This is a genomic window from Paenibacillus rhizoplanae (assembly GCF_042684125.1).
Classification (GTDB): domain Bacteria; phylum Bacillota; class Bacilli; order Paenibacillales; family Paenibacillaceae; genus Paenibacillus_AQ; species Paenibacillus_AQ rhizoplanae.
On the sequence record NZ_JBHUKY010000024.1, the window covers coordinates 64859 to 88687 of the forward strand.

Consider the following 23829-nt stretch of genomic DNA (forward strand, 5'->3'; position numbering starts at 1 on the left):
GATCGCGAGGTGAGGGTATTGAATAACGGTAGAATGACATTCCGGTTCGACGGGGACCAGGGCAGACAGCGGATGGAGACGGCAGACCTCCGGGCGGTGAACGAAACCGGTGTGGTTGTGGAGGACAAGGACACTGACAAGGTGCAGCGCGGGGGAGTTAAGACATCCTCCTATTCCAAGGCCGATGAATATATTGTGGATCTGGAGAAGGTGGAATTGCCCCGGTCTGTAGAGACAGCCTACATGAAGCCCCAGGGTTCCAGCCGCCGGAAACTGAAAGCTCCTGAGGATAACTATGATTTGGGGCTGTATTCTGTTGCCCGTCCTGCTTCTGCAAGGAACCTGTGGGAACAGAGTGAAGATTCGGAGGAGCATCCCTTCTATGGAGAAGCGGACGGAGAAGATCTGTATTCGGCAGAGGAGTACTATCCGCTGTATGAAGATAACCGGGAATCAGCGCCGGACAGTTATGGTCAGTCCGGCGCTCAGGGGAACAGCTCCGGCGGCTCCTTCCATACCCGCCGTCCCTCGTATTGGTGGAAGTTCGCACTGTCCATAGCTGGAGCGCTGGGAACGGGAATTCTGCTCGGATACGCAGCCCTGTCGTTCATCACAGGAGGGACAGGGGAGACGGGTAAAGCTCCCGGCAATGCTGCGGTTAAGACGGGGATCACTCAGGGGCAGAATGCGGCAAACAGCGGTACCGCAGCAGATATAACGGGTGTGCCTGCTGAGCAGACGGGAGAAGCGGTGAGCGCGCAGATTCCGGTTCAGGTTGCACCGCAGAGCTATTATTTGTTGCAATATGGCGTCTTCAGTACACCGGCAGGAGCGGAGCAGGCCCGGCAGGAGCTGCTGACCGCAGGCCTTGCTGCAGGCCTTGACCCGGCCGACGGCAACCGTGTGTACGCCGGGCTGTCTCCTGACCGTGAGCAGGCCAAGCTGCTCAGCAATGGCCTCAAGGGGCAGGGCATCGAGCTGTATGTGAGAGAAGTGTCCCTGCCAGCTGTGAACCAGGTCCGCTATACCGGAACGGGGGCGGCGGTGGACAGCTATTTCACAATCAGCAGCCAGCTGTTAAGCGAGCTGAGCAGCTTGTCTGCTTCCCTGCTTGTCGGGGGGGGCAGCGGGAACGGCGGAGGAGCAGTAAGTGATCTCCATATGCAGTGGACCCAGGCGGTCAAGGCGCTGGAGCCGGGCCTGACCCCGGAAGGGCAGAGAACCGCTGACGGGCTGGAGAAATCCATGAGCCGGGGAATAGCGGCGCTGAATGAATACAGCAAGAATAAGGCGGAGGGGCTGCTCTGGGAAGTGCAGGAGGCCATGATGAGCTTCCTGACCGGCCAAAAAAGCCTGCTGTCCGCCATGAGCTGACAGCTTAAGCGTAAAGCACCGCCAGCCATAGGTTGAAAGATCCCCCGTACCGGACGAGATGCCCGGCGGGGGATTGCTGTATTTCCGGCGGTAATCATGAGCTATGCTGAAATCTGCAGCCTGCATACGTGGTAAACATTCCCTGGATGGATTTTGAGTTTGTATTGAACTCCGTTTCACCGTATAATAATTAGGGTGTCAAAAAATGGCGAGGGAAGACTTGAATGAAGAAGAAAAATGTAGGAACACTGCTGTTATTTCTTATTCTGGGCTGGCTGGCTGGAGCCTGGATTGCCAAGCTGCTGGAACCTGTACAAGCTCTGTCTTTTCTTACAGCCTCGACTGTCCTCAAGTGGTCGCCGCAAGCCGATTTGGACATCATAACCTATGACATTACAATCCATTTGAAACTGTGCCTGCTCAGTCTTGCCGGTATCATTACAGCCGTATGGCTGTACCGCAGACTGTAGCCTTAGCTGGCAGCATCAGGAAGGGACGTTTATTACAGTGGAGCTTGACAACAACACACGGCATATTATTCTGGCCTCAGGCTCGCCGCGGCGGCGTGAGCTGTTAGCCTCGCTTGGCCTGCCCTTCGAGGTGCTGTCCAGCGATGCTGATGAGAGTACGCCGCCTGAATGGAGCCCTGAAGCTATTGTACGGAACCTGGCCCTGCGTAAGGCAGAAGCCGTGATTCCTGTTGCCGGAGACCGGGATGCCGTTATTATCGGCAGCGACACGATTGTTGTGCTTGACGAAATGGTGCTCGGCAAGCCGGCGGACGAACAGGACAGCGCCAGAATGCTGGGCATGCTGCAAGGCCGGACGCATCAGGTATACACCGGGGTGGCCTGCATCGGTCCCGCAGAGGGACGTACCCTGGTAGATCATAGGGTAACCTCTGTAACTATGAGAGCAATGAGCGAAGAGGAAATCTCCGCTTACATAGCGACCGGGGAGCCTGCCGACAAAGCCGGCTCTTACGCGATACAAGGACTGGGCGCCACCCTGGTGGAAGAAATTGAAGGCTGCTATTTTAATGTGGTCGGTCTGCCGCTGTCACTGCTAAGCGGCATGTTGTCCGGGTTTGGCATTTCGGTGCTGAACCGGTAAGGGTAGCCGAAGAAAGAAGGTTAGGGATGGAGTCGCAATCATTTATGCTGCGTGACCTCCCCCATGAAGAACGACCACGAGAGCGCATGATGCATTATGGGGCAGAATCATTAAGTCAGGCGGAGCTTCTGGCTATTCTACTGCGCACAGGTGCGCACCGTGAATCAGCCATTCATATCGCCCAGCGGCTTTTGAGCCATGCAGGCGGTCTCCGCGGACTGGCGGATCTGAGTATTGAAGAATTGACAACAATCAACGGCATCGGCCCCGCCAAGGCCGTGCAACTCAAAGCAGGCATAGAGCTGGGAAGACGCATGGCGAATTCCCGGCTTACCGAACCGGTCATTATCCGCAGTCCCCAGGACGCGGCGGAGATTCTGACCGAACAGCTGCGTTATTTGCAGAAGGAGCATTTTATCTGCCTGTTCCTGAATACGAAGAATCATGTTATTGCGCAGGAAACATTGTCCATGGGTAGCCTTAATGCCTCCATTGTGCATCCCCGCGAGGTGTTCCGGGCAGCCATGAAATGCAGCAGCGCAGCTATTATATGCGCACATAATCATCCGAGCGGTGATCCTACGCCGAGCCCTGAAGACATCTCCCTGACCTCCAGGCTGATGCAGGCAGGCGAGATTGTCGGAATCGATGTGCTGGATCACCTGGTTATCGGAGACAGCAGCTATGTAAGTTTGAAAGAAAAAGGGTATATGTAATACAATTGTCCAGATTCACAAGGAAAAGGAGCATACAAGATGTTAGGTGGTTTTACGAAAGACTTAGGAATTGACTTGGGGACAGCGAATACGCTTGTCTACGTGCGCGGTAAAGGGATCGTTGTCAGAGAGCCGTCCGTGGTAGCCATTAATACTGATACTAAGACGATTGAAGCGGTAGGGGAATCTGCCAAAAAAATGATCGGACGCACACCGGGCAACATCCGTGCTATCCGTCCAATGAAGGATGGGGTCATTGCCGATTTCGATACTACGGCAACCATGATCAAATATTTCATCCGCCAGGCCCAGAAGCAGCGCTCGATGTTCCAGCGCCATCCGAATGTTATGGTCTGTGTACCTTCCGGAATTACTGCCGTTGAACAGCGTGCGGTAGAGGATGCCACGAAGCAGGCCGGGGCGCGGGAAGCCTATATTATCGAGGAGCCTTTTGCAGCTGCCATCGGTGCAGATCTTCCTGTATGGGAGCCAACCGGAAGTATGGTTGTAGATATCGGCGGCGGAACTACCGAGGTGGCGGTGATCTCACTCGGCGGTATTGTTACCAGCCGTTCTGTACGTGTGGCAGGGGATGATGCGGATGAATCTATCATTCAATACATCAAGCGCCAGTACAATCTCATGATCGGTGAACGTACCTCCGAGCAGCTCAAGATGGATGTGGGCTCTGCCCTGCCGCTGGAGAAGGCCGAGACGATGGAGATCCGCGGACGAGATCTGGTAACCGGCCTGCCGAAGACGCTGACCGTTACGTCCGATGAAATTTGTGAAGCTCTGTCTGATACCGTGAATGCCATTGTTGAAGCTGTGAAGGTTACGCTGGAGAAATGTCCACCGGAGCTGGCTGCCGATATTATGGACCGCGGCATTGTGCTTACGGGCGGCGGCGCGCTTCTGCGCAACCTGGACAAGCTGCTGGCGCGTGAGACCGGAATGCCAGTAATCGTGGCTGAGAATCCGCTGGACTGTGTAGCAATCGGCACAGGCAAGGCGTTGGAGAATATCCACCTGTTCAAGAGCCGCAGCAGTTCAGGCTTCCGCTCCAAACGCTAGGATCATGCTGACTGTGAACGTCAACCCCTGAGGTTGGAGAAATACGGTTATTAGAGGGTGCTCGAGATTGTTTAAGCTGTTTAACAATAAACGACTGTTTATATTGCTGATTACGCTGGTCACGTTTATCGTTCTGATGGGCTTCAGCCTGGGGCAGAGAAAGACCCTGTCCTGGCCGGAGAACTTCCTCAGGGATACGACCGGATTCGTACAGAAATTGTTCTACAAGCCCGCTGGATACGTAGCGGGCTTCTTCCAAGATATCGGAACTCTGAATGAGCTGGCCGAAGAGAACCAGCGGCTTAAGATTTTGGCTGCGCAGTACGCCCGGGATAAGGCGCAATTTAATTTCATTAAAGCCAAGAATGAACAATATGAAAAGGATCTTCAATTCACTAAAGCTCAAAAGAACATGTATAAATATGAATATCTGATCTCCAATGTGGTCAGTGTAACGACAGAACCGGGCAATAATACACTTGTTATTGATTTGGGTGCGAAAGATGGCATTAGACTGAATATGTCCGTAACTTCTATCGAGGGGCTTGTAGGAGTTATAAGTAATGTAAGTAACTTCACCTCTACGGTGAAGCTGATGACAATGATGGATATCAACGACCCGAACTCACAGCCTCCTATAGCGGCAACCGCTGTTAACAAGGAAGGCAAGACCTTTGGGATGATTGAGAGCTATGATCAGCAGAACGGAATGCTGCTGATGAACAAAATTCCCGTAGGCGATCCGATTGCCAAGGATGATATCATTATCTCATCGGGTATTGGAGGACGATATCCGCGCGGTGTGCCTATCGGCACGGTGGAAGAAGTCAAGGTAGGACAGTACGGGTTCACCTCTACAGCGATTATCAAGCCAGCGGCAGGATTCCAGGACTGGAAGGAACTCTTCGTTGTCTATACGGAGGAGCGTGTAGAATAGTGAGGATGCGCAGACCTGTCCTGGTACTTTTGTTATTCTTATTATTTATTGTGGAAGGCACAGTGCTTCCCTGGCTGATTCCTGATGCCTGGGCGATGCGGATTGTTCCTGATCTCGTCTTCATCGTGATTCTGTTCGTAACGGTATACCATCACCGGCATACGGCACTTATTCTGGGCTTATCCTTCGGGATGCTGCATGATGTGGTCTTCTATGGCCGCATTCTGGGGGCACATTCCTTTGCCATGGGCTTATCTGCCTACCTGATCGGACTGATATTCCAGATTCCCCGCGCGCCGCTGCCTCTGATGATGACAGCGGTGCTGCTGGGCAGCCTGCTGAAGGACAGTATTCTTTTTGCCATTTATAATGTATTTAATCTAAGCCAGGAGCCTTACAATTGGGCGCTACTACATCATATGCTGCCTACTATGCTGATTCATTTTGCTGCAGGCCTGCTTCTCTACATTCCGCTCCGGCGCCAGCTGGAGCTGCTGAAGAAAGAGACGCTTGATGAGGAAGCTGCCTAAGCTGCAGCGGTATTTTCTTATCGCCCAAAGAAGGAATTTGCCCGGCCCGGCACGAATGAATGAGGATAGGGGGACAGGCATATGACAGTTAAATCCAAGCATGTAAGGATTAAGGGCATCAAGGATGGCCTGGTATTCCTGTTAGACGACAAGTGTCCCTTTGAAGATCTCTTAAGCGAGCTTCGCTACAAGCTGGAGCACAGCCATCAAAATATTCTGACCGGACCGATTGTGCATGTGGATATTAAGCTGGGCAACCGTGCTGTTACTGAAGAAGATAAAGAGGCGGTATTGGATATCCTCAAGAGCCAGGGGAATCTGCTGATCCGTTCGGTTGAAGCGATTGAAGATCCTGAAGAGAAGGATACGGAAGCCTTGTTCATGATGAGCGGAATGCTCCGCTCGGGGCAGATGCTGCATCATGAGGGTAATCTGCTGTTCCTCGGCGATGTGAATCCGGGAGGCACCATTACCTGTTCAGGAGATATCTATATTCTTGGAGCGCTCAAAGGGATGGCACACGCCGGAATCAACGGTAACCAGGAGGCTATTATTGCAGCTTCCCTCCTCGCGCCTACCCAGCTCCGGATTGCTGAGATTATCAGCAGGCCGCCGGATGAATGGGGAACCCGGGAGAGCAGTATGGAATTTGCCTATTTATCAGGCGGTGCTATGCAAATCGACAAAATTCATAATATAGTGAAGTTACGTCAGGATTTAAATGTCTTTAAAGGGGTGTAGCCTCCATGGGAGAAGCGATTGTCGTAACCTCAGGCAAAGGCGGAGTTGGCAAGACAACCACAACAGCCAACATTGGGACCGCACTTGCCCTGCAGGGCAAAAAAGTATGTCTGGTGGATACGGACATTGGACTGCGGAATCTGGATGTTGTCATGGGGCTGGAAAACCGGATCATTTATGATCTTGTCGATGTAGCGGAGGGCCGCTGCCGTCTGAATCAGGCGCTGGTCAAGGACAAGCGCTTCGATGAGCTGTACATGCTGCCCGCAGCCCAGACCAAGGATAAGACCGCAGTTACACCGGAGCAGGTCAAGGACATCATTCTTGAACTTAAGAAGGAATATGAGTATATTCTGATCGATTGTCCGGCAGGTATCGAGCATGGCTTCCGCAATGCGATTGCCGGTGCCGATAAAGCGATTGTGGTCACTACTCCAGAGCATGCTGCAGTAAGGGATGCAGACCGGGTTATCGGTCTCTTGGAGCAGTCGCATGTGGAATCTCCGAAGCTGGTGGTTAACCGTATCCGTCAGGGCTTGGTGAAATCCGGGGATATGCTCGATATTGAGGATATTCTACAGGTGCTTAATATTGATCTGATCGGAATTGTGCCAGATGATGAGCAGGTCATCCGGGCGGCGAACAACGGAGAGCCTACCGTGATGAACCCGGACTCCTTGGCAGCGATTGCTTACCGTAATATTGCCCGGCGTATTCTTGGCGACGCGGTGCCGCTGATGCAGCTTGACCAGAAGACGGGCGCCTTCAAGAAGCTCAAGAAATTTTTTGGAATGGGCTGAATCCCGGCCACGCACTTATACACGGTAATCTTCTGTTAAGAGCCCGCTGCTGAGCAATCACCAGCGGGCTTTTTGGTGTTTCTCGGTAACTTGGACAGGGCTTGTTCTAAAGCAGCTTCCGGCACTCATAAAATAGAAGTAAAACAAGCCCGCCGGAGGGATCAGGATGGAATACCCGAGAGAGTCCAAGAACCTACGTAAGAAACGTATACAGAGTCTGCTGGAGGAAAAGCCGGCAGCCGGAGCAGCACCAGAGCGGTTCCGGTTGCCTGACAGTCCTCTCTCATTCAGAGAATGGGGGGCAGGTGACAGGAATGAATTTGCCTCTTCCCCTGAGCCCGATCCCGAAACGATGTGGAAGCAGCAGCGGGGTCACTGGGAGGATGAAGGCGGTAAGGGACCGGGACAGGGCTTCCGTGCGGGTCTGCTGCGGCGGACCGTGGCCAGTCTGCTGGTCTTCGGCGCGGTCTGGGGCATCTTTGCAGTCCAGCAGCCATGGGCAGTGAAGGCGCAGTACTTTATTACAGACATCCTCAGCAAGGATATGGATTTTGCAGCGGCGCAGGTGTGGTACGAGGAACATTTTAATGGAGCCCCGTCCTTCATTCCGATTTTCGGAGATGAACAGGTGCCGGCAGAGAAGGTGACAGCCGCTCATGAGCTTAGCGCTCCGCTTACGGGAAGCATTGTACGTCCCTTTGCTACTTCGCTTAATGGCATTGAAATTGTACCGGCAGACGATTCAAGTGCCAGCGTCACGGTGAAAAGTGTAGATACGGGCCGGGTGCTGGCCGTTTCGAAGGAAGCCCGGGGGGGCATCCGTATTACAGTCCGCCATACCGGGGAGATCACGGCAGAATACGGTCATTTGAGCGGGACACGGCTCGCGGTGGACGACTGGGTACAGAGCGGAGACGAAATAGGCTGGATTCAGGGGACGGAGGATGCCCGGGTCCCGTTGCTTTTTTTTGCGATTATGAAAGACAAGTCTTATATTGATCCCGCCGAAGTGGTATCGTTTGATTAGGGTCTACGGCATTGAATTGTCACTGCATCCGCTCTTCGTGCTGATTCTCATGGTTTCCGTGCTTACCGGACAGTTCCTGGAGCTGCTCACATTGTTCCTGATCGTATTTATTCATGAGCTTGGACATGTGTGCGCGGCGCTGTTGGTCGGAGTTAACGTCAGATCGGTCCAACTGCTGCCCTTCGGCGGCGTTGCGGTTATAGAGGATCATGGGCGGCTTACGGCTGTCCGTGAGATCGGAATTGCCCTGGCTGGTCCGCTGCAGAACGGAATTATGATTCTGATGGCGCTGGCGCTTAAGCAGGTGGAGTATGGAAATATCGCCTATCTGGATTATTTTATCGGAGCCAATGCGATGATCGCTCTGTTCAATCTGCTGCCGGTGCTTCCGCTGGACGGAGGCAAAGTCCTTCAGGCAGCCCTGAGTATGCTGCTCCCCTATTATTACACGCTGCTGTGGACCGGCAGAGTCAGCATTGCGGCTAGCCTGCTTGTGATAATGTCCGCACTTCTTCCGCTGGGGAGCGGGGGCGGCCTCCAGCTTAACCTGCTGATGATCGGAGCGTTTCTGCTCTATTCCAACTGGACGGACCAGCGCAATTTGCCGTACCGGTTTGTTGGTTTTTTGATGAACCGTGAGCGGATCTATGAGCGTTATCTGCTGGCGGAGAACATTGCCCGTCCAATAGTTGCCGCTTCCGCGAAACCTTTGGATGAGATATTGCGTCTATTTAAACGTAACCATTATCATTATATCTATGTGATGAACAACGATAGGGATATCGTAGCCGTTATGCCGGAGCAGCGTCTGATTGCTTCTTATTTCGGAAAGTAAAAGCGAGCTTGATTCAAACCAGAGGTGAAGCCATGAAACAAATGATCGTTCACTGTACACAGCATATTACCCGCATGGCACTTCTGGAGAACGGGAGGCTGGTAGAATATGCGGCTGAACGCGATCAGCAGCAAGGCCTGGTCGGGAGTTATTATAAAGGTCGGGTTATGAATGTGCTGCCGGGTATGCAGGCGGCTTTTGTAGATATCGGACAGAAAAAGAATGCGTTCCTATATGTTGATGATGTGCTGCATCCCCATCTCGACAAGCAGCCGGAGGTAAAGCCTTCAATTGAGACGCTGCTGCAGCCCGGCCAGGAGATTGTCGTCCAGGTGAGAAAAGAACCGCGGGGCGGCAAGGGTGCGCGGGTAACCACGCATTATACACTGCCCGGACGCTGGATGGTGTACATGCCCTTTGCCGAATATGTCGGGGTCTCCAAAAAAATAAGCCGCGAATCCGAGCGCAGTCGGCTCAAAGGCATCGGCGAGCGGCTGCGCCAAGGGGAGGAAGGGCTCATTATGCGCACGGTCTCCGAGGACGAGCCGGTGGATGCCGTGGAAGGGGATCTGGCTTTTCTGCGGGCACAATGGGAAGTGATTACCCGGCGTTCCAAGGAAGTGACGGCACCGGCCCTGCTGCACTGTGATCTGAGCATCGTCCAGCGGTTCATCCGGGATGCCTTCAATCCGCAGCGCGATGAGCTGATGATTGATTCGGCCAAGTCGGTGAAGGAGGCGGAAGCCTTCCTTACAGATATGGCTCCTGAAGGGTACAAGCCTGTGGGATTCTACCGGGGACAGGAGTCCATTTTCTCCGCTTACGGGGTGATGGATCAGCTTCACAAGAGCTTTGCCCGCAAAATCGTCCTCGAAGGCGGGGCTACACTCATCTGGGATGAGACAGAGGCCTTGACCGTCATTGACGTCAATACAGCCCAGTACACCGGCGGGACGAACCTTGAGGATACGGTAACACGGACCAATCTGCTCGCTGCAGAGGAGATCGGGCGGCTTGTCCGGCTCCGGGATACGGGCGGCATTATTATTGTTGATTTCATTGATATGGAACGGGAAGAGCACCGCAGGCAGGTGACGGACAAGCTGGAGAGCATCATCAGCCGGGACCGGACCAAGACCCATATTCTCGGCTGGACCCATCTCGGTCTGCTGGAGATGACCCGTAAGAAGGCCAGACATGATTCCGCCGGATTTGCCCCGGTGATCTGCCAGTGCTGCGGCGGTACAGGCAAGGTTGGAACATGGCTGGAGTAGGCGAGAGACGATAGGATGTATATGTTTTGGGGCCCACGCAAAGTACCTGAGTAAACATCGAAGCTAAAGCTCCACTTTGTGGGGAGATGTTGACTTGGACCAATATGTATGATAATATCTTCAAGTATGTGTTTGGTTGTTCCATTCCTGCACATGCTGTAACCGCTCCGATCGGGTAGATGAAGTGTAATTCCTCCGGGGATTGCCACCTTGACTAGGCGAGTCTGAGACATGAGGAGGTGCAAGTACAATGTATGCAATTATCGAAACTGGTGGTAAACAATACAAAGTCCAAGAGGGCGATGTTTTGTTCATTGAGAAGCTGGAAGCTGAAGACGGCGCAAGCGTAACGTTTGACCGTGTCTTGGCTGTTTCTAACGAAGGTGGTTTGACTGCAGGAACTCCGCTGGTAAGCGGCGCGTCTGTAACAGCCAAAGTCGAGAAGCATGGTAAGGGTCATAAGGTTGTAGTTTACAAATACAAACCTAAGAAGAACTACCACAAGAAACAAGGCCATCGTCAACCGTACACCAAAGTAACTATCGAGAAGATTCAGGCGTAAGAAGGTGCGTTAATGATTAACGTACGGATTACACGGGCTTCTGCTCAGGGTGTCATTGTCGGTTTTGCCGTCAAGGGGCATGCGGAATACGCTAGGAATGGGAAAGACATCGTCTGCGCGGGTGTTTCGACGGTTACCGTTGGAACTGTGAATGCGATTGAGAGCCTGACCGGTGTCGTTCTGGATACTTCGATGAAGGATGGATTCTTAAGCGGAACCCTGGTTCCCGTGAATGATCCCGAAGTCTCCGCCAAGGTACAGCTTTTGCTGGAATCCATGGTGCTAATGCTCAAGGATATCGCTAAATCTTACAGAAAATTTGTTCAGATACAGGAAGTCATTATTTGAAGAAGGAGGTTGACAACATGTTGAAATTGGATCTTCAATTATTCGCATCGAAAAAAGGTGTAGGTTCCACAAGAAACGGACGTGATTCCCACTCCAAACGTCTTGGCGTGAAACGTGCTGACGGTCAAGCAGTAACCGGCGGCAACATCTTGGTTCGTCAACGCGGAACCAAAATCCACCCGGGCACGAACGTGGGCATTGGTAAAGATGACACACTGTTCGCACTTGTGGACGGCGTAGTGAAGTTCGAACGTTGGGGACGCGACCGCAAAAAAGTGAGCGTGTATCCGGTGGATGTCGCTCCGGTAGCAGCGGCACTGGAAGCGTAAGCTTACGGAACCTATGAAGATGAGAAGCCTCCGGCATGAGTGCCGGGGGCTTTTTTTGAAATTGTTTCGGGGTCCCCGCACAGTACCTGAGTAAGCATCGAAGCTTAAGCCTCACTTTGTGGGGGGATTCTGGTGATTGCGGAGAAAGCCTGTGTTATACTGGAAAATGGTGAATATGAAGCAAGATGAGCAGTGCTTACATTGGAATCAATTTTGCGAACCGAGGGACGGGGAGAAAGAATGAAATCCTGGAAAAGTAAGGTCTGGGCAGTCATGTTATCCGCAGTGTTTCCTTTAGGTCTCGTGTATTGGCAAACCTCCCTTTTCACATGCCTGCTGCTCGGAGTCTGGGTAGCGGCAGTGCTTGCATTCAGCTTTGTTTACAACCGGCGTCAATATGAAGAGGAACTGCGTATACAGGAGAATACTCTGCAGCAGGCGGCAAACCGGACACTGAATCATCATCGTCATGACTGGATGAATGATCTGCAGGTGCTTTACGGATATATCCAGTTGGGCAAGCCTGATAAATCCGTACAATGTGTGGAAAGAATAAAGGAGCGTATTGCGCTCGACAGCCGTATTGCCAAGTTGGGAGTGCCTTCCCTGGTGTTCTACCTCCAACCCTTCCGTACGTTCAGAAGCAGTCTGGAGCTGGACATACAGGTGGAGGAAGGGCTTCAGTTGGAGGACAAGTTAAGTCCTGAGGTAGGGTCTGAGCTGACTTCGGTAATTATGCAGACGGTTAGGGCTTACCAGTACAGCGGAATAACGCCGCATGGAGACACACGGAAGCTTGAGCTCAGCTTTTCACAGGAGGGAAGGGACATTCTGATCTCTTTCAAAGGTGAGGGAGAACAAGGTCATCCCGAGCTGCTTCAGGGGCAAATTTATAATATAGTACAAGGAAAAATCATGAAGGCGGAGCAGGTTCAGCCTGCCAAGGGCTATGTGGAACTGCGGTTACCGCTGGAGATGTAAGGAAGGTGAACATTTATGTTCGTAGATAAGGCTAAGGTTTATGTAAAAGGCGGAGACGGCGGAGATGGTCTCGTAGCGTTTCGCCGTGAGAAGTATGTACCGGATGGCGGTCCTGCCGGCGGAGATGGCGGCCGCGGGGGAGATGTGATTTTCCGCGTGGATGAAGGCTTACGGACCCTGATGGATTTCCGTTATCAGCGGCACTTCAAGGCTGATAAGGGAATTAAGGGGCGCAACAAGAGCCAGCACGGGGCCAACGCCGATCATATGATCGTGCGTATTCCACCTGGAACTGTGTTGATTGATGATGATACCCAGGAGATCCTGGCCGATTTAACCCGTCATGGACAACAGGTTGTGGTGGCCCGTGGCGGCCGTGGCGGCCGGGGGAATACCCGGTTTGCAACAGCGAACAATACGGCGCCGGAGCTTGCCGAGAATGGCGAAGAGGGCCAGGAGCGTTACGTGGTCATGGAGCTCAAGGTTATGGCAGATGTAGGACTGGTAGGCTTCCCAAGCGTAGGGAAATCTACGCTGCTATCGGTTGTATCTGCTGCTCAGCCGAAGATCGGAGCGTACCACTTTACCACCATTACCCCGAATCTGGGTGTAGTTGCTGTCGGAGACGGCCGCAGCTTTGTAATGGCGGATCTGCCGGGACTGATTGAGGGCGCGAGTGAAGGAGTGGGGCTGGGACATGAGTTCCTGCGCCATGTTGAACGCACGCGTATCATTATTCATGTCGTGGATATGTCCGGCTCGGAAGGCCGTGATCCTTTTGAAGACTGGGTGCTCATTAACGATGAACTTAAGCAATACAATGCAGCGCTGATTGACCGTCCGCAGATCGTGGCGGCGAATAAGATGGATATGCCTGATTCCGAGGAGAACCTGGTTTCCTTCCGTGAGCGTATCGCGGAGCTTCGTCCGGACCTTGAGATTATGCCGATCTCATCACTGACCCGTCAGGGAGTTCAGGAACTGCTCTACCGTGCTACGGATATTCTTGACAGTATTCCTGTGGCTCCGGTGGTTGAAGAAGTGGCTGGCAAAGAGCGCAAGGTGTATAAGCTGGAAGCGGAAGAGGATAACTCATTCACAATTACCCGTGATAACGAGGCCTATGTGGTCAACAGTCCGCGCATTGAGCGGATGATTAAGCGGATGCAGCTTAGCACACATGATGCTATTCTTAAGCTGGCCCGTACTTTGCGTCACATGGGTGTGGATGCCGAGCTGCGCAGACGCGGCGCCGTAGAAGGTACGATCGTGCGGATTGCTGATTTTGAATTTGAATTTGTAGAGAATAGCAGTTACTATTAATAGAGAAGCAAGTTTACCGGCTGTATCTTCCGAGAGGGGATGCGGCCTTTTTTTGAATGCGGTCAGGGACGTTAAGTTGAACCCACAAGGGTGTAATCTGCGTATATCATACATACCTGTCAAGAAAGAGGGATGGATAGATGGCAATTATTGAAGTAGTCAAATATGACGGGCCTCCGGGCGTCTTCGCCTGGAAGTATCCGAATCAGGAGCTGGGTACCTGGACACAGCTGATTGTGAATGAATCCCAGGAAGCGATTCTGTTCAAGGGCGGAGAGGCGCTGGATTCCTTCACGGCCGGACGCCATACCCTAAGCACAGCGAATATTCCGATTCTGTCGAATGTGGTGAATCTGCCGTTCGGCGGCAAGTCCCCTTTTACCGCAGAGATCTGGTTCGTGAACAAGACGAACTCTATGAATGTCAAGTGGGGAACAAGCGCCCCGCTGCAACTGCAAGACCCCAAGTACAAACTCATGGTGGCGGTCCGCGCCTTCGGGCAGTTCGGAGTGAGAATCGAAGATCCCCGCAAATTCCTGCTGAAGCTGGTGGGGACGCTGCCGGTCTTCGATCAGGATACGATGGTGAGTTATTTCCGCGGCCTGCTGATGTCTAATATCAATGAACTCATTTCTTCTTATCTGGTGCACAAAAAAATCAGCATCCTGGAGATCAACGCCTACGTGGTTGAAATCTCCAAGCATATTCAGGGGCGCTTGTCCTCCTCATTCCTGGATAGCGGTATTGAACTTAACAACTTCTATATTGACTCGATCAATATTCCCGATGATGATCCGGCAACCCAGCGTCTCAAGGAAGCCTTGGCCAAAAAAGCAGAGATGGACATTATCGGCTTCACCTATCAGCAGGAACGAAGCTTTGATGCGATGGAGGAGGCGGCAGGCAATCCGGGCAATATAGGCGCGGGCATGATGAATGCCGGGCTGGGGCTCGGCATGGGCTTCGGGCTGGCCGGACCTGCGGCTGAGATAGCCACCCGGATGACCCGGAGCATGTCCCTGGACGGCAGTACGGGCAGCCAGCCGGCGCCGGATGCTGCTTCTAAATCCTGCTCGGGCTGTGGGACCCTTAATCCGGCAGATGCACGCTTCTGTACCGGCTGCGGGCGCAGTCTGCAAACCCCGCCGGAGGCGGAGAATGAGGTATGCCATAGCTGCGGCAAGGCGGTCATCCCTGGTGCCAAATTCTGTCCGCATTGCGGTGAAGGCCTGATTCTGAAGTGCGCAGGCTGCGGGCATGAGATGAAGCCCGGACAGAAATTCTGTCCAGAGTGCGGTACCAGAGCGGCTAACAGGTGAGCGGGATGCAGAAGCAGAGGTCATATACGGGTCTTGTTACTGGCATTTATGTTGCTGTTCTGGCAGTTACTGCGGGTACCTTCTTCACGTTTGAATTCTCGGAATCGCTGCTGCGCTTCGTAGTGACTCTGCTTGCTGTAGGTATGGCAGAGACTGTGGTTTATATATATTGCATGATCTGGCTGCGCCGTGCTCCTGAAGCGGGCCGGACTTCACCGGTATTCATCAGCGGAGCCGTGATTATGGCCCTCTATGTTGCTGCGGTACTTGCTTCGGCTATTCTGCTGGACTGGATTCTGGAGCTGAGTCCGCTCTGGTATGCAGGAGAGCAGCTGCTGATCCTGATTGTAGCTTCCATCGTACTTGTGGCTACAGGGGGATATGCCTGGAATGCCGCCTCCGGGGAGCGCAGGGCTGCGGACGCTTCGCGGAGCCTGCGCACTCACATGCAGGAGCTGCATGAGATCAGAGAGATTGCCGGCACCTGGAAGCATCCTGAGGCAGGCAGACTGGTAGAGCTGATTGAGTCTCTGGAGGAGAAATTCCGCTATAGTGACCCGGTATCGAGACCGGGATTATATGCAACGGAAGACATCATTAGGCAGCAGATCTCTCTACTGCATGACCATGTGGCTTTGCTGCTTGTCCTGAAGGAGCTGCCGGCTCGCTGGGACACGGAGACAGAGGAATTAACCGAGAGTATTGCCGGCACGCTCCAGCGGCGTAACCTGGAGCTGGCGGCGCTTAAATAGGAGGAATACACAGCAATGGGGATAGGGAATGAGTTGGGGGGACTGTTGCCGGGCCGGGAAGGGCAGCCCTCTGATAGTCTGCCTAAGTATGAGCGGACCACTTTTGATGTTGTAACTATCGGCGCCGGATATTTGTTTATGCCGTTGGGACTTGTGCTTGCGCTGGTACGCATAATCACGACCCATTACAAAAATTACCGCAAGGCAGTCAATTATAATCTGATGCATCATGTGTTTGTGGGCGGCTTCGTGCAGTTGTTGGGAATTGTCGTCAATTCCATCTTCAGTGAAGTTGCTGTTGATACGGGTACGTTGATTGGAATGTTAATTATGTTCTCATTGATAACGCTTCTGCCTGCGGCCGTATTTGCCAGAAGTGCAGCCAAAGCCAGATTTCGCTTCTCACAGCTCGCCAATCAGTATGTACATCTTATCGCGGTGGACAGAGTCCGCTATACCGGTAATCTGGCTGACCGCACCGGGCAGAGCGAAGGAGATGTGAACAGAGATCTGTTGTATCTCCAAAAGTATGGAGTGCTGGACTCCGGGCTTCTCTTCCATGAGGGAGCTGATACGGAGCCTCAAGCCCCGGCGGGACAAGCGGCCGCATCGCCCTTTTCAACACCTGGGGGACAGCCGTTATATCAGCAGCCGAGAGCGCAGCAGCTTCCCAAATCTGTCCGTTGTCCGGGCTGCGGTGCGCAGAATACGGTCGCTCCCGGCCAGTCCACAAGCTGTGATTACTGCGGGACGACCCTTGCTTACAGCTGAGCGGGGTACTCAGGTGAAGGCTGTTCCTCCTAGATGATGGGGGGACAGCCTTTTCAACTTGGTTTGCAGAAAGTTATTGCAATAAAAGCCTTCAATCCCGTATAATGTCCACTATGTACATACAAAAGTCTTTGGGGTGAGGACGTTCGTGAAAGAACGCTATTATTTGGTCCGGGAGGACATATTGCCCGATGCGGTGCTGAAGACCATGCAGGTTAAGCAACTGCTGGAAGCAGGAGATGCCAAAACCGTACACGAGGGCGTGGAACAGGTCGGTCTTAGCCGCAGTGCTTTTTATAAATACAAAGATGGGATACACTTGATTCATCAGCTGGAGCGCGAACGTATCGTTACGATCTCGATTGATCTGGAGCACGAGTCAGGCATGCTCTCCAAGGTGCTGGGCTCCGTAGCTGTCCACGGGGCTAACGTGCTGACGATTCATCAGAGTATTCCGCTTCAGGGGCGGGCCAATGTGGTGATCTCTGTCGAGATTTCCCATCTGAATGAAGAATTGGGCGATTTGCTGGACAGTCTCAAGGCAATCCCGGGTGTGAAGCGTGCGTTAATTATTGGTCAGGGGTGAGAATACGAATGAAGCCGGTCAAAGTAGGTTTGCTGGGTCTGGGTACAGTGGGTACGGGCGTTGTCCGTATTGTGGAAGGGAATCAGGAGGATTTGAGCAGCCAGGTGGGTTCGCCGATTCTTATTGAACGGATTGCCGTGAAGAATACCGAGAAGCCGCGTGATATCGAGGTGGACCCGTCGAAGATTACCGATGATCCATGGGCAGTCATCCGTGACCCGGAGATTGATGTCATTGTTGAGGTCATGGGCGGGATCGCAGGGACGAAGGAGTATATTCTGGAGGCGCTGGAGCGCGGCAAGCATATCGTAACCGCCAATAAGGATCTGATGGCCCTGCACGGCTCGGAGATTCTGGCTAAGGCGCAGGAGAAGCAGTGCGATGTGTTCTATGAGGCGAGTGTGGCGGGAGGCATTCCGATTATCCGCACCCTGATTGAAGGCTTTTCCTCGGATAAGATTATGAAGATTATGGGGATTGTGAACGGGACAACCAACTACATCCTCAGTAAAATGAGCCAGGAAGGCGCGTCTTACCTTGATGCACTGCAGGAAGCACAGGAGCTGGGGTATGCCGAGTCTGATCCGACCTCCGATGTGGAGGGGCTGGATGCGGCCCGCAAGATGGCCATTCTGGGCACGCTGGGCTTCCGGACCAATGTGGAGCTGAGCGATGTCAGTGTAAGCGGGATTTCCGGCGTCAGCAAGGAGGATATAGCTTTTGCCAAACGGCTGGGGTACGAGATGAAGCTGCTCGGGATCGCTGAACGCCAGGATGAAGAATTCAGCATTAGCGTTCAGCCTACGATGATCCGTACGAACCACCCGATTGCCTCCGTGAACGGCGTGTTTAATGCGGTATATGTATATGGTGAGGCTGTAGGGGAGACGATGTTCTACGGTGCGGGGGCAGGGGCGATGCCTACGGCAACCTCGATTGTGGCGGATCTCGTGGCGGTCATCAAGAACCTGAAGCTGGGTGTCAACGGGCTTAAGCAGATTGTGCCATATAAGCAGAAGAAGCTGAAGAGTGATGAGGATATCTATTACAAAAACTTCCTGCTGCTCCATGTTGATGACAAGGCCGGTGTGCTGGCGAAGATTACTCAAGTGTTTGCCGAATATGATGTCAGTCTGGATTCCGTAGTGCAGCAGGCCAATACTAATAATCCGGATGCGGAAATCATTATTGTAACGCACAATGCCAGCAAGGCGAGTATGAATAAAGTATTGCGGCATTTAGAGCAATTGAATGTCATTCACCGCATCAAAAGCCATTACCGTGTAGAAGGCTAAATATCGCAGGCGTCCATGGAACATAGGGCTTGCGCGCAAATATAATGAAGGAGATTTACCCGCCATGAGTATTTACGGAAGGTCTAGAGTGAAGGTCCCTGCCAGTACCGCCAATCTCGGTCCGGGCTTCGATACGCTGGGCATGGCTCTGTCGCTGTACGCCTGGATTGAAATGGAGGAAGCCGCTGAAACGGTATTTCATCTGTACGGAGATGAGATGGCCGGCGTTCCCCGGGACAAAAGCAATCTGCTCTACAAGGTCGCTCAAATGGTATTTGCAGAGGCCGGAGTCCAGGTTCCGGAGTTGTCCATCTCCATGTATTCGGAAATCCCGCTGACCCGCGGGCTTGGCAGCAGTGCTTCAGCCATTATTGGCGCGCTGGCTGCGGCAAATGCTATGATTGGTTCACCGCTGAGTCAGGCGAAGCTGTTCGATATGGCTACCGCGATTGAGAAGCATCCCGATAATGTCGGAGCCTCGCTCTTCGGGGGAATTATTACGGCCGTGTGGGACGGCGAGCATGCCGATTATATCCGGATCGAGCCTCCTCAGGAGCTTGAAGTGCTTGTGGTCATCCCTGAATTCGAGCTGGAGACCGTCAAGGCAAGAGGCGTACTGCCTGCGGAGGTTACGGTCAGCGATGCTGTTCATAACATCAGCCGTACCTCGCTGCTCACCGCAGCATTATCCGCAGGCCGGCTGGACTTGATTGGCACAGCGATGCAGGACCGGCTGCATCAGCCCTACCGTGCACCGCTAGTGCCGGGGATGGAGAAGCTGCTGGCTGAAGCTCCGGGCCACGGCGCGCTGGGGATTGCGCTTAGTGGTGCAGGCCCGACCCTGTTATGTATGGTCGACCGCAGCGAGCGGCGGAAGCAGGAGCTGGAGCTGTTTTTGACAGCGACGATGCAGGAGAACGGAATTTCTGCCCGTACCGTATGGCTGTCCCCATGCACCACAGGTGTCACTGCGGAGCTGCTTGAAAGAAACGGGATGCAAAACGAATCATTTTTGGATATGATAGAAGGAGAATTACAGTCATGAAATCGATAGCGGTATTGCCTCAGGGCTCAGTCTCGCATGAAGCGCTGCTGCATTTATTTGGCGGTAACCCTGTTCATATTGAACACCATAAGCTTATATCCGATGTCTTTCTGTCTACGGCTGGCGGAGTTACCGATTACAGTGTCATTCCGATTGAGAACACGATAGAAGGCTCGGTCAGCCTGCATATCGATTGGCTCATTAATGAAGTGAACCTGCCGATGCAGGCGGAGTGGATTTTCCCGTCAGTACAGAATCTGATCAGTCATCCGCAGGAATTCACCAAGGAGAATGGGGACAAGGATTATACGAAGATGGTCAAGATCCTGTCCCATCCGGTGGCTATGGCGCAATGCACGCAGTTCATCCGTAAGGCTATGCCTTGGGCTGAGCTTGAGTCTGTCGGAAGTACCTCTGAAGCGGTGGAGATTGTGAAGAGTAATCCCGGCAAAGGCTGGGCTGCCATCGGCACCTCGCTTGGAGCCGCTACGCACGGGCTGGAGGTAGTGGAACGCCAGATTACAGACCATAACAACAATTACACGCGGTTTGTACTGGTTGGCCCGCAGAAGCTGGAGCTTCCGCAGAAGAGCAGCGGAGATAAGACGAGTATTCTTGTCACACTGCCGGAGGATTTTCCTGGTGCGCTTCATCAGGTGCTGGCTGCTTTTTCCTGGCGGAAGCTGAACTTGTCCCGTATTGAATCACGACCCACGAAGAAGAAACTGGGTACTTATTATTTCTATATTGATGTGCTGGAGCCGATAGAATCGGTACTGCTTCCAGGGGCGATTGAAGAGATCAAAGCCTTGGGCTGTCAGGTACGGATTCTGGGGTCCTATCCCACATACACTTATGAGGAAGAGAAAGCGGAGGTGCAGTAAGTTCATGGCTGAGCAATGGATCTATCTGGATGGACAACATGTAACGAAAGAGAATGCAAAGGTATCCGTATTCGATCACGGCTTTTTATATGGAGATGGAATATTTGAAGGTATCCGTATTTATAACGGCAACATCTTCAAATGTAAGGAGCATTTGGACAGGCTGTATGATTCGGCGAAGTCGATTATGCTGGACATTCCTCTGACCTATGATGAGATGCTGGAAGCTATGGCTGAGACTATCCGCCTTAACGACATGCGCAACGGGTACATCCGGCTGATCGTATCACGCGGTCCCGGCAACCTGGGTCTTGATCCGCGCCGTTGTCCCATAGCAAGTGTGATCATCATTGTTGAGCAGCTGGCCATTTACCCGGAGGAGGCTTATATGAACGGACTTCGAGCCGTTTCGGTCTCCCAGCGCCGCAATATCCCGGATGCGCTGAATCCGAAGATCAAATCGCTGAACTATCTGAACAATATTCTGGTGAAGATTCAGTCGAATCTGGCGGAAGCCGATGAAGCGATCATGATGAACGCTCAAGGGTATGTAACCGAAGGCTCCGGCGATAATATCTTCATTATCAAAAGAGGGGTAGTCTATACACCGCCTTGTTACCTGGGTGCCCTGGAGGGAATCACCCGTCTGGCGATTATTGAGCTATGTGAGAAACTGGGCTTACCGCTTAAGGAAGAACCGTTCACTATGCATGACGTATATATTGCTGATGAAGTCTTCTTCACCGGCACAGCAGCGGAAGTGATTGCAGCCCGTGAGATCGACGGCAGAGTCATCGGTTCCGGCCAGGCCGGGCCGATTACCCTGCAATTGCTGGAAGAGTTCCGCAATGTGGTTGATAAAGACGGCTATAAGGTTTGGGAATAGTACAGTAGTTTCGCAGAAGCGAATAGAGAAAAATCCTTTCATGCCAAGCATGGAAGGATTTTTTTTGCATCTAGGGATGTCATTCGCCCATGGGCTGCATAAGATGTAGTAACGAAGGAGGCGGCTGTACCGCAACTACCGAATCTGGAGGGCTATCATCCCTGAACCGGGGTGCAGTGCCGATCAATAGATACTTTTAGGAGGTAAATGCTGCGTGAAAATACACATTGTTAAGCAAGGTGATTCGCTGTTTGCGTTATCACAGAAGTATGGAGTGCCGCTGCAGAAAATAATCGAGGCCAATCCGCAAATCGCCAATCCAGATGTGCTTGCGGTTGGAGATAAGGTTAAAATCCCGGCTGCGCCTGTAGCTCTGCCTGTTCCGGACAACAACGATATCTACTATAAGCATACTGTCAAGCAAGGCGATACCCTGTGGAAGCTCTCCAAGGCTTGGGGAATTACACTCAAGGACATGATTGATGCCAACCCGCAGCTTAAGAACCCTAATGCACTGATGACGGGTGAAGTCGTGAATATCCCTAAGAAAGTCAGTACTTCTCCAATCCAGGCCCAATCCATCTCTCCTGTAAAAGCTAATACAACTCCAATTCAGGCTCAGTCCGCCGCTCCGGCAGTGGTTGATAAAACGGCGATTGGCGGTAAAACTTACACAGGTGTCATTGAAAAGCCAGCTCCTGCTCCAGCCCCGGCTCCTCTGGCAGAAGCGGTTCCCATCCCAATCTCTGTTCCTGCACCTAATCCTGCACCTAATAAAGCGCCGGAGGTTAAGCCGGTTCAGGAAGTCAACCATGAGAAACAAAGCTTGTATGTGCAAATCACTGTTCCCGCGCAGGAAGAGAAAACCAAAGAAGTGCATCATAAATCAGAGGTTCAGCCTGCCACCTGGGATGAGGGTAAAACCTCGCCATGGGGAAAGAGTGATGGCTATCCCGGCCTCAGCGAGAATCCGTATTTTATGAATTATGCACCCGTGTATCCCGTATATGAGCCAATGGCCAACATGGATATGAACAATATGAACAATATGAACAATATGAATTACATGAACAATGCTCCGAGTTATGTTCAACCTGCTGCGTTTATGCCGGATTGCCCGCCGTTCTATGCTCAGCCGATTAATCCTTGTCCGCCTGGACAATATCCCGGAGCATGGTATCCTAATGAAGCGCCGGATTATAACAATGTGAATATGTCTGCAGTAAGCCCTGTCAATGACAATGCTGCATTTGCTCCGCAGTACCAGAGCGAGCAGGTTAATCTTCCGTGGCCTTCCTGCGGATGCGGCGCAATGTCGATTCAGCCTTATCCTTATGAGCAGCCGATGTATAACGGTTATCCGGTGTACGGCATGCCGCAGATGGGGATGGTTTCTCCGTATGCTGGAGGAATGAATGCCATGCCTAACGCGGTCTCACCGATGTATGAACAGCCTATGGTATCGAATATTCCGCCATATCCGGCGTATCCGGGCATGGAGAACTTCGCCCACAACCGCGTACCCGAGATTCAGATTCCTGAACCTGTAGTGCAGGAAACGGAGGAGCTTCCGGATAAGGGGCGAACTGAGGCCACAGCAGCAAAGGATACAAAACCAGGAAAATCCAAACCGGCAGCGGCGAAAGCGAAAACCTCCAGCCAGACGTCTGCCACTAAGGATAAGGCCCACGCCAAGCCGAGTTCGAACTCAAACGGACGTTCAAGTACAGCTAAGAAGAATCAGACTCCTTGGATTCCGAATTAAAGAGCCTAGTCTCTAAGGAGAGAGTTGCACATGCAGGTCCTGCTAGATATGAGGCCCTGCATGTGTTCTTTGGTCATGGTTATGCAGGTACAGAGACTTGTATAGGATATCTATGAAAGTCTATAGAACTATTTCGAAAATGGTAAAAATTAAGGGTTGATAGCGGGTATATATCATGCTATATTATATATCCAGTCGCAAGGCAGCTGCCCTGCAAGAAGATTGGACATGTTGATCTGACTAATACACATTGTATTTCATTAAAAATAAGTGTTGCATTCAGAAGGAGAACGTGTTATATTATAAAAGTTGCTGGTGACGCGGTGAGCGGCGCTGACAACGAGCTTGATCTTTGAAAACTGAACAACGAGTGAGTATCGGAAATCGCTTCGGCGAGATCCAAAAATGAGAATGAAAATTCTCGTCAGATGTTTCAAAATGAGCAATCGCTCTTTCTGAATACCAATTTGGAGAGTTTGATCCTGGCTCAGGACGAACGCTGGCGGCATGCCTAATACATGCAAGTCGAGCGGAGTTATGATGGAGCTTGCTCCTGATTAAC

26 protein-coding genes, 1 rRNA gene and 1 other annotated feature are annotated in these 23829 nt (G+C 52.3%); all 27 genes read left to right on the forward strand.

The window, feature by feature from the left end; all coding sequences use genetic code 11:
* Positions 1-18 precede the first annotated feature (18 nt).
* A complete protein-coding gene (locus tag ACFSX3_RS15310; protein ID WP_379312996.1) occupies positions 19-1374 on the forward strand; it encodes an SPOR domain-containing protein in 1356 nt (451 codons plus the stop codon).
* 224 nt (positions 1375-1598) lie between these two features.
* Complete coding sequence (locus ACFSX3_RS15315; RefSeq protein ID WP_036698966.1) at positions 1599-1844, forward strand: DUF4321 domain-containing protein; 246 nt, start codon at positions 1599-1601, stop codon at positions 1842-1844.
* A 37-nt stretch (positions 1845-1881) separates the two neighbouring features.
* On the forward strand, positions 1882-2487 hold the full coding sequence (locus ACFSX3_RS15320; protein ID WP_209993976.1) for a Maf family protein: 606 nt from the start codon (positions 1882-1884) through the stop codon (positions 2485-2487).
* Between the two features lie 26 nt (positions 2488-2513).
* Positions 2514-3203 (forward strand): RadC family protein, encoded by a 690-nt coding sequence (radC, locus tag ACFSX3_RS15325; RefSeq protein WP_209993975.1) that lies wholly within the window; start codon positions 2514-2516, stop codon positions 3201-3203.
* A gap of 39 nt (positions 3204-3242) precedes the next feature.
* Positions 3243-4277 carry a rod shape-determining protein gene (locus tag ACFSX3_RS15330; RefSeq protein WP_209993974.1) on the forward strand — a complete coding sequence of 345 codons (1035 nt, stop codon included), beginning with the start codon at positions 3243-3245 and terminating at the stop codon, positions 4275-4277.
* 67 nt (positions 4278-4344) lie between these two features.
* Positions 4345-5214, forward strand: coding sequence for a rod shape-determining protein MreC (gene mreC, locus ACFSX3_RS15335; RefSeq protein WP_209993973.1), 870 nt, complete (start codon positions 4345-4347; stop codon positions 5212-5214).
* Positions 5214-5744 carry a rod shape-determining protein MreD gene (gene mreD, locus ACFSX3_RS15340; RefSeq protein WP_209993972.1) on the forward strand — a complete coding sequence of 177 codons (531 nt, stop codon included), beginning with the start codon at positions 5214-5216 and terminating at the stop codon, positions 5742-5744. Before mreC ends, mreD begins: the two co-directional genes overlap by 1 nt.
* Before the next feature lie 81 nt (positions 5745-5825).
* Entirely contained in the window at positions 5826-6485 is a 660-nt protein-coding gene (gene minC, locus ACFSX3_RS15345; RefSeq protein ID WP_209993971.1) for a septum site-determining protein MinC, read from the forward strand.
* A gap of 5 nt (positions 6486-6490) precedes the next feature.
* Positions 6491-7285 (forward strand): septum site-determining protein MinD, encoded by a 795-nt coding sequence (gene minD / locus ACFSX3_RS15350; RefSeq protein WP_209993970.1) that lies wholly within the window; start codon positions 6491-6493, stop codon positions 7283-7285.
* A gap of 166 nt (positions 7286-7451) precedes the next feature.
* Positions 7452-8312 (forward strand): peptidoglycan DD-metalloendopeptidase family protein, encoded by an 861-nt coding sequence (locus ACFSX3_RS15355; protein WP_209993969.1) that lies wholly within the window; start codon positions 7452-7454, stop codon positions 8310-8312.
* Positions 8305-9147 carry a M50 family metallopeptidase gene (locus ACFSX3_RS15360; RefSeq protein ID WP_209993968.1) on the forward strand — a complete coding sequence of 281 codons (843 nt, stop codon included), beginning with the start codon at positions 8305-8307 and terminating at the stop codon, positions 9145-9147. Before ACFSX3_RS15355 ends, ACFSX3_RS15360 begins: the two co-directional genes overlap by 8 nt.
* Before the next feature lie 32 nt (positions 9148-9179).
* Complete coding sequence (locus ACFSX3_RS15365; RefSeq protein ID WP_209993967.1) at positions 9180-10421, forward strand: Rne/Rng family ribonuclease; 1242 nt, start codon at positions 9180-9182, stop codon at positions 10419-10421.
* Between the two features lie 150 nt (positions 10422-10571).
* Positions 10572-10657 (forward strand) — a sequence feature (ribosomal protein L21 leader region).
* A 14-nt stretch (positions 10658-10671) separates the two neighbouring features.
* Complete coding sequence (gene rplU / locus ACFSX3_RS15370) at positions 10672-10983, forward strand: 50S ribosomal protein L21 (protein ID WP_036698983.1); 312 nt, start codon at positions 10672-10674, stop codon at positions 10981-10983.
* Positions 10984-10995: 12 nt separating this feature from the next.
* Entirely contained in the window at positions 10996-11331 is a 336-nt protein-coding gene (locus tag ACFSX3_RS15375) for a ribosomal-processing cysteine protease Prp (protein WP_042139581.1), read from the forward strand.
* 17 nt (positions 11332-11348) lie between these two features.
* Complete coding sequence (gene rpmA, locus ACFSX3_RS15380; protein WP_209993966.1) at positions 11349-11660, forward strand: 50S ribosomal protein L27; 312 nt, start codon at positions 11349-11351, stop codon at positions 11658-11660.
* 240 nt (positions 11661-11900) lie between these two features.
* Complete coding sequence (locus ACFSX3_RS15385) at positions 11901-12641, forward strand: Spo0B domain-containing protein (protein WP_379312999.1); 741 nt, start codon at positions 11901-11903, stop codon at positions 12639-12641.
* Positions 12642-12656: 15 nt separating this feature from the next.
* Positions 12657-13964 carry a GTPase ObgE gene (gene obgE, locus ACFSX3_RS15390; RefSeq protein ID WP_209993964.1) on the forward strand — a complete coding sequence of 436 codons (1308 nt, stop codon included), beginning with the start codon at positions 12657-12659 and terminating at the stop codon, positions 13962-13964.
* 140 nt (positions 13965-14104) lie between these two features.
* Entirely contained in the window at positions 14105-15283 is a 1179-nt protein-coding gene (locus tag ACFSX3_RS15395) for an SPFH domain-containing protein (RefSeq protein ID WP_209993963.1), read from the forward strand.
* 5 nt (positions 15284-15288) lie between these two features.
* A complete protein-coding gene (locus ACFSX3_RS15400) occupies positions 15289-16035 on the forward strand; it encodes a hypothetical protein (protein ID WP_209993962.1) in 747 nt (248 codons plus the stop codon).
* A 15-nt stretch (positions 16036-16050) separates the two neighbouring features.
* Positions 16051-16806, forward strand: a complete 756-nt coding sequence (locus ACFSX3_RS15405; protein ID WP_209993961.1) for a hypothetical protein — start codon at positions 16051-16053, stop codon at positions 16804-16806.
* 148 nt (positions 16807-16954) lie between these two features.
* On the forward strand, positions 16955-17392 hold the full coding sequence (locus ACFSX3_RS15410) for an ACT domain-containing protein (protein WP_036698990.1): 438 nt from the start codon (positions 16955-16957) through the stop codon (positions 17390-17392).
* Between the two features lie 8 nt (positions 17393-17400).
* Complete coding sequence (locus tag ACFSX3_RS15415) at positions 17401-18687, forward strand: homoserine dehydrogenase (RefSeq protein WP_209993960.1); 1287 nt, start codon at positions 17401-17403, stop codon at positions 18685-18687.
* A gap of 64 nt (positions 18688-18751) precedes the next feature.
* Entirely contained in the window at positions 18752-19732 is a 981-nt protein-coding gene (gene thrB, locus ACFSX3_RS15420; protein WP_209993959.1) for a homoserine kinase, read from the forward strand.
* Positions 19729-20616 carry a prephenate dehydratase gene (gene pheA / locus ACFSX3_RS15425; RefSeq protein ID WP_209993958.1) on the forward strand — a complete coding sequence of 296 codons (888 nt, stop codon included), beginning with the start codon at positions 19729-19731 and terminating at the stop codon, positions 20614-20616. The genes thrB and pheA overlap by 4 nt, the downstream gene beginning before the upstream one ends.
* Positions 20617-20620: 4 nt before the next feature.
* On the forward strand, positions 20621-21502 hold the full coding sequence (gene ilvE, locus ACFSX3_RS15430) for a branched-chain-amino-acid transaminase (protein WP_209993957.1): 882 nt from the start codon (positions 20621-20623) through the stop codon (positions 21500-21502).
* Between the two features lie 214 nt (positions 21503-21716).
* Complete coding sequence (locus tag ACFSX3_RS15435) at positions 21717-23267, forward strand: LysM peptidoglycan-binding domain-containing protein (RefSeq protein ID WP_209993956.1); 1551 nt, start codon at positions 21717-21719, stop codon at positions 23265-23267.
* 464 nt (positions 23268-23731) lie between these two features.
* Positions 23732-23829: ribosomal RNA gene (locus ACFSX3_RS15440) — 16S ribosomal RNA — on the forward strand; the annotation flags it as partial.